The sequence below is a fragment of the Sphingomonas bacterium genome (assembly GCF_903643035.1).
Classification (GTDB): Bacteria; Pseudomonadota; Alphaproteobacteria; order Sphingomonadales; family Sphingomonadaceae; genus Sphingomonas.
This window is the reverse complement of sequence record NZ_CAHJWW010000213.1, coordinates 1-4,755: the sequence shown is the minus strand read 5'-3', so window position 1 is coordinate 4,755 and position 4,755 is coordinate 1. Positions and strand designations below refer to the sequence as shown.

Sequence of the window (4,755 nt, the reverse complement as noted above, 5' to 3'; positions counted from 1 at the left end):
CTCCGACCCTCTGATCGCAACAGCAACGCTCAACGCCCTCGCAACTCTCGTCCAACGCCGCGCCAGCATCGCCACGCGCGGGCGCCAGGCGGGGCGCATCAGCTCGCCGGGCGGCAGGTCGACCTCCGCCAGCCACTGCGTCGGCAGGTAGCAGCGGCCGGCCGCGTCGTCCTCGCCCAGATCGCGGGCGATGTTGGCGAGCTGGAACGCCATCCCTAGGTCGCAGGCGCGGTCGAGCGTGCCCTCATCGTCGGGCGGCACCCCCATCACCACCGCCATCATGCACCCCACCGCGCCCGCGACATGGTAGCAGTAACGGTACAGGTCGTCCTCCGTCCGCGGCCGCCATCCTTCCGCGTCCAGCGCGAAGCCGGCGACGAGGTCGCGGGGCAGGCGCGGCGGCATCCGCGTCTCGGCGGCGACGAAGCGCAGCGCGTCGAAGGCGGCCTCTCTCACCGTCTCGCCCGCCAGCGCCGCTTGCGTCATCGCGGTGATCGCCGCCAGCCGCGCGGGCGCGTCGTCGACCGCGCTCATGTCGTGCCCCGCCACCTGCCCGTCCGCCAGGTCGTCGCACCGCCGGCACCAAGCGTAGAGCAGCCACGCACGCTCGCGGGTGGCGGGGTCGAACAGCCGGCTGGCGGCGGCGAAGCTCTTGGACCCGACCGCGATCGACTCGCGCGCGGCGGCGACGGTTTCGGCGCGGGTAGGGGCGTCATGGATCGGGGGGGTAAGCGAGGCCACGCTCCCCTCTACCGTTCCTCCTGAGCTTGTCGAAGGTCTGTCTTTCTCTTCTACGCCCGAAAAAGAAGGACGAGGCTTCGACAGGCTCAGCCCGAACGGGGTTGAGGCGCTGACCGCAGATCGCGACGGATTACAGGTCCGCCGCGCGCATCGCCACGATCGGCTGCGCTGGCACATGGGCGGCCATCCGCTCCAGCAATGCGTCCAGCGTGTCGGCGACGATCAGCAGGTCGCGGTGCTGTGGCCGCAGGAAGCCGACCGCGCCCATCTTGCCCCAGAACGCCACGATCTCGTCGTAGTAACCGTTCAGGTTGAGCAGCCCGACCGGCTTGGCGTGGTAGCCGAGTTGCGCCCAGGACAACGCCTCCCACAACTCGTCCATCGTTCCCGTACCGCCGGGAATAGTGACGAAGCCGTCGGCAAGGTCGGTGAACGCCTGCTTGCGCTGGTGCATGCCCTCGACGGTATACAACTGGGTCAGTCCACGATGCGCGACCTCCGCGTCCACCAGCGCCTGCGGGATCACCCCGACCACCTCGCCCCCAGCGGTCAGCGCCGCATCGGCCACCGTCCCCATCAGCCCGAGCCTGCCGCCCCCGTACACGACGCCAATCCCCCGTGCCGCCAACCCCGCGCCCACCGCGCGCGCACAGGCCATATAGGCGGGATCGGCGGGCGTGGCGGAGCCGCAGTAGATGGCGAGGCGCTTCACAGCCGGTGTTGTCCGAATCGGTTCGGGCGGTCCGGGACGTCAGGCGCGCTCGTCGCTCCGCACGGCGGGCTGATCGTTGATCGCGCGATACACGCCGGCAAGTGGCGCGAAGAAGAGCTTCACCGCCTCATGCGCCTGCTCACGCAGGTATGCGCCATCGATGGAGAGGCTGCCGGCGTCGTCGCGCCCTTTCCGTCCGCCACTCATTCGCGCACCTCTTCGATCAGCTTGCGTGCCAACTTGATCGCTTCCATGGGCAAAAACAAGCTGAAGAGCAGGAGATCGAGCGCGAACAGGCCAACTTCGAACACTTCGACCGTCGCGGCGAACCAGGGCGGATTGAAGCCGAGCGCCTCGAAACCCCGAACCAAGAAGCCGAGCGCGACCGCGACGCTCATGATGACCGCGAACCCGAGCACGCCGACCACGACTCGTGAGACGAAATCCGCGATCGGCTTCAGGCTGGCAGGTATCTAGAACTTCATCCTCCCAGCATCAGCGCCGCCGTCGCCTTCGCGCTCCCCACCACGCCCGGTATCCCGGCGCCCGGGTGCGTGCCCGCGCCGACGAAGTAGAGGTTCGGGATCGCGTCGTCGCGGTTGTGGATGCGGAAGTACGCGCTCTGCTGCAGCACCGGCTCCAGGCTGAAGGCGGAGCCCATGTGCGCGTTCAGATCCTGCCCAAAATCCTTGGGGGTGTAGCTGAACTTGGTCACGATCCGGTCGTGGATGTCGGGGATCAGCCGGCGGCCGACCTCGTCCAGGATGCGCTTTTCCAGCTGGGACGCGACCTCGTCCCAGTCGACGGGGAACTTGCCCATGTGCGGCACCGGCGCGAGCACATAGAAGGTGCTCATCCCCTCGGGCGCGAGGCTCGGGTCGGTCACGGTCGGATGGTGGAGATATAGCGAGAAGTCGGCGGACAGCACGCCATTGTCGTAAATGTCTTCCAGAAGGCCTTTATAGCGCGGGCCGAACAGGATCATGTGGTGCGGGATGCCCGGCCAGGTGCCGCGCACGCCGAAATGCACCACGAACAGCGACGGCGAGTAGCGCTTGCGCTCCAGCCGCTGCGTCGTCCGCTTGGCGCTGCGCGACGTCGACAGCAGGTCGCGATAGGTATGGACGATGTCCGAATTGGCGGCGACCGCGTCCGCCTGCCCCTGCCAGCCGCTCTGCGTCCGCACGCCAGTCACCCGGTCGCCCAGCGTCTCGATCTCCACCACCGGATCGGACAGGCGGATCTCGCCGCCCAGCCGCTCGAATTGAGTCACCATGCCAGCCACCAGCCGGTTGGTGCCGCCGCGTGCGAACCACACGCCGCCGTCGCGCTCCAGCTTGTGGATCAGCGCGTAGATCGCGCTGGTCGTCATCGGGTTGCCGCCCACCAGCAGCGTGTGGAAGCTCAATGCCTCGCGCAGCTTTTCCGACTTCACGAAGCTCGACACGATCGAATAGACCGACCGCCACGCCTGATATTTCATCAGCGCGGGCGCGGCCTTTATCATCGACGCGAAGTCGAGGAAGGCGACCTTGCCGAGCTTTTCATAACCTTCCTTGAACACGCCGGCGGAATAGTCGAGGAACTTCTTGTAGCCTTCCACATCGTCGGGGTTCAGCTTGGCGATCTCACGGAACAATACCGAATCGTCGTTGGTGTAGTCGAAGTTGGTGCCGTCCGCCCAGTTGAGCCGGTAGAAGGGCAGCACCGGGTCGAGCACCACGTCTTCTGCCATGTCGCGGCCCGACAGCGCCCACAATTCCTTCAGGCAGGCGGGATCGGTGATGACGGTCGGGCCGGCGTCGAAGGTGAACCCGTCCCGCTCCCAGAAATAGCCGCGACCGCCGGGCTTGTCGCGCGACTCGACGATCGTCGTCTGCACGCCGGCGGACTGGAGCCGGATCGCGAGCGCCAGCCCCCCGAAACCGGCGCCGATCACGATGGAGGTGCGCGGCGGGGATGTGGAGACGCGGCTCATGACGCCGAGGCCGCGACTAGGGTGCGGGACGGCGAGGCCGACGGGATCGCGCGAATGGCGCGGGCCAGCGGCACGGGAGGCCGGCCGCTCAGGATCCGGGCCTTGTCGAGGAGAGTGGAACGGGCAGCATAGAAACGTCCGATCAGGGCTGGGTTCAGGCGGTAGAAGCGTTCGAGCACGCGGTAGCGTTCGGCCGGCTCGGCTGCGCGGAACAGCATCCGGTCGAGCAGGCGGTAGAAGCCGCGGTCGTCCCAGGCGCGACGCGCATGGTCATGAAGAAGGTCGTGCAGGCCAGCGCCCGACCAGTCGGATGCGCCGGCCACCAGCGCGGCGGTGCGCACCGCGTCGGGCAGAGAGTAGCCGGTGGTGGGATGGAACAGCCCGGCGCGGATGCCGGCCTTGGCGATCCGCCGTCCGCCGGCCCGCCAATAGGCCTCGAAATCGCCGCCCAGCGCCACCGGCAGCGCCGCCGCCTCGCGCCGGCCGCGCGCCGTCACCTCCCATCCCTGGCCGGCGGCATAGCCGTCGATCCGCGCGTCGAGTGCGGACGCGTCGAGGTCGGGCGCAGTGCTGTAATAGGTGTCCTCGACAAAGGCGGTCCGGGACCCGAACGGCAGCGTGTAGACGAAGCGGTAGCCGTCGAGCTGCGGCACCGTTGCGTCCATCACCACCGGCCGACCCAGCCCATGCGGCTCGGCGAGCGTCAGCTCGCGGCCGACGAACTTCTGCCACGCGAGGTCGAGCAGCGACAGGTCGCCTCCCGCCGAGCCTGCCCCGCGCGCGTCGATCACGCCCGACGCCTCGATCCGGTCGCCGTCGGCGAGCACCGCGGCCGTCGTGCTGGCCGCAAGGACGCGCCGCCCCGTCATCACCGTTCCCGCCGGCAGCGAGGCGCGCAGCACCGCGTCGAAACGCTCGGAGGTGATCGAGTAGTAAGGCTCGGACAGCGAGCGCCGGTGACGGGGAAAGCGGACGTCATAGCCGGGCCAGGCATACGCCACCAACCGCTCCAGGATCGGACGGTGCGCACGCGAGACGTCGGCGCCGAAGAACGACCAGACATGGTTGCCGCCCAGCGTGTCGTTCGCCTCAACCAGCCGGATCGTCGCCGCCGGCCGCCGCGCCGCCACGGCGAGCGCGATGAGGCCGCCGGCAAGGCCACCGCCAAGGATCGCCAGGTCGCAGCGGAGGGTTGACGCCATGTTACTCCATCTAGCCATTCGCCAGCACGGCGCAAAGGCCCGCCCGGCGCCGACTGTGCGACGGACAACATCGGTCAATCCCCGCCTCGTGCCGCCACTCCGGCGGACCCCGGGATGAAGAT

The 4,755-nt window shown here is 68.7% G+C and carries 6 protein-coding genes; all 6 read right to left on the bottom strand.

All coding sequences use genetic code 11. The features are described from left to right. On the bottom strand, positions 1 to 741 hold a 741-nt coding region (locus HUV01_RS12160), incomplete at its 3' end, for a phytoene/squalene synthase family protein (RefSeq protein WP_254606605.1). A gap of 130 nt (positions 742 to 871) precedes the next feature. Next, positions 872 to 1,453: a TIGR00730 family Rossman fold protein gene (locus HUV01_RS12155; RefSeq protein ID WP_174298506.1), complete on the bottom strand. Its 582-nt coding sequence runs from the start codon at positions 1,451 to 1,453 to the stop codon at positions 872 to 874. Between the two features lie 39 nt (positions 1,454 to 1,492). Then, the gene (locus HUV01_RS12150) at positions 1,493 to 1,660 is read right to left on the bottom strand and encodes a hypothetical protein (protein ID WP_174298505.1); all 168 of its coding nucleotides are present in this window, start codon (positions 1,658 to 1,660) and stop codon (positions 1,493 to 1,495) included. Continuing rightward, the gene (locus tag HUV01_RS12145) at positions 1,657 to 1,881 is read right to left on the bottom strand and encodes a hypothetical protein (protein WP_174298504.1); all 225 of its coding nucleotides are present in this window, start codon (positions 1,879 to 1,881) and stop codon (positions 1,657 to 1,659) included. The genes HUV01_RS12150 and HUV01_RS12145 overlap by 4 nt, the downstream gene beginning before the upstream one ends. A 53-nt stretch (positions 1,882 to 1,934) precedes the next feature. Further along, a complete protein-coding gene (locus HUV01_RS12140; protein ID WP_174298503.1) occupies positions 1,935 to 3,431 on the bottom strand; it encodes a phytoene desaturase in 1,497 nt (498 codons plus the stop codon). Next, a complete protein-coding gene (gene crtY, locus HUV01_RS12135; protein WP_174298502.1) occupies positions 3,428 to 4,633 on the bottom strand; it encodes a lycopene beta-cyclase CrtY in 1,206 nt (401 codons plus the stop codon). Before crtY ends, HUV01_RS12140 begins: the two co-directional genes overlap by 4 nt. Positions 4,634 to 4,755: the final 122 nt, after the last annotated feature.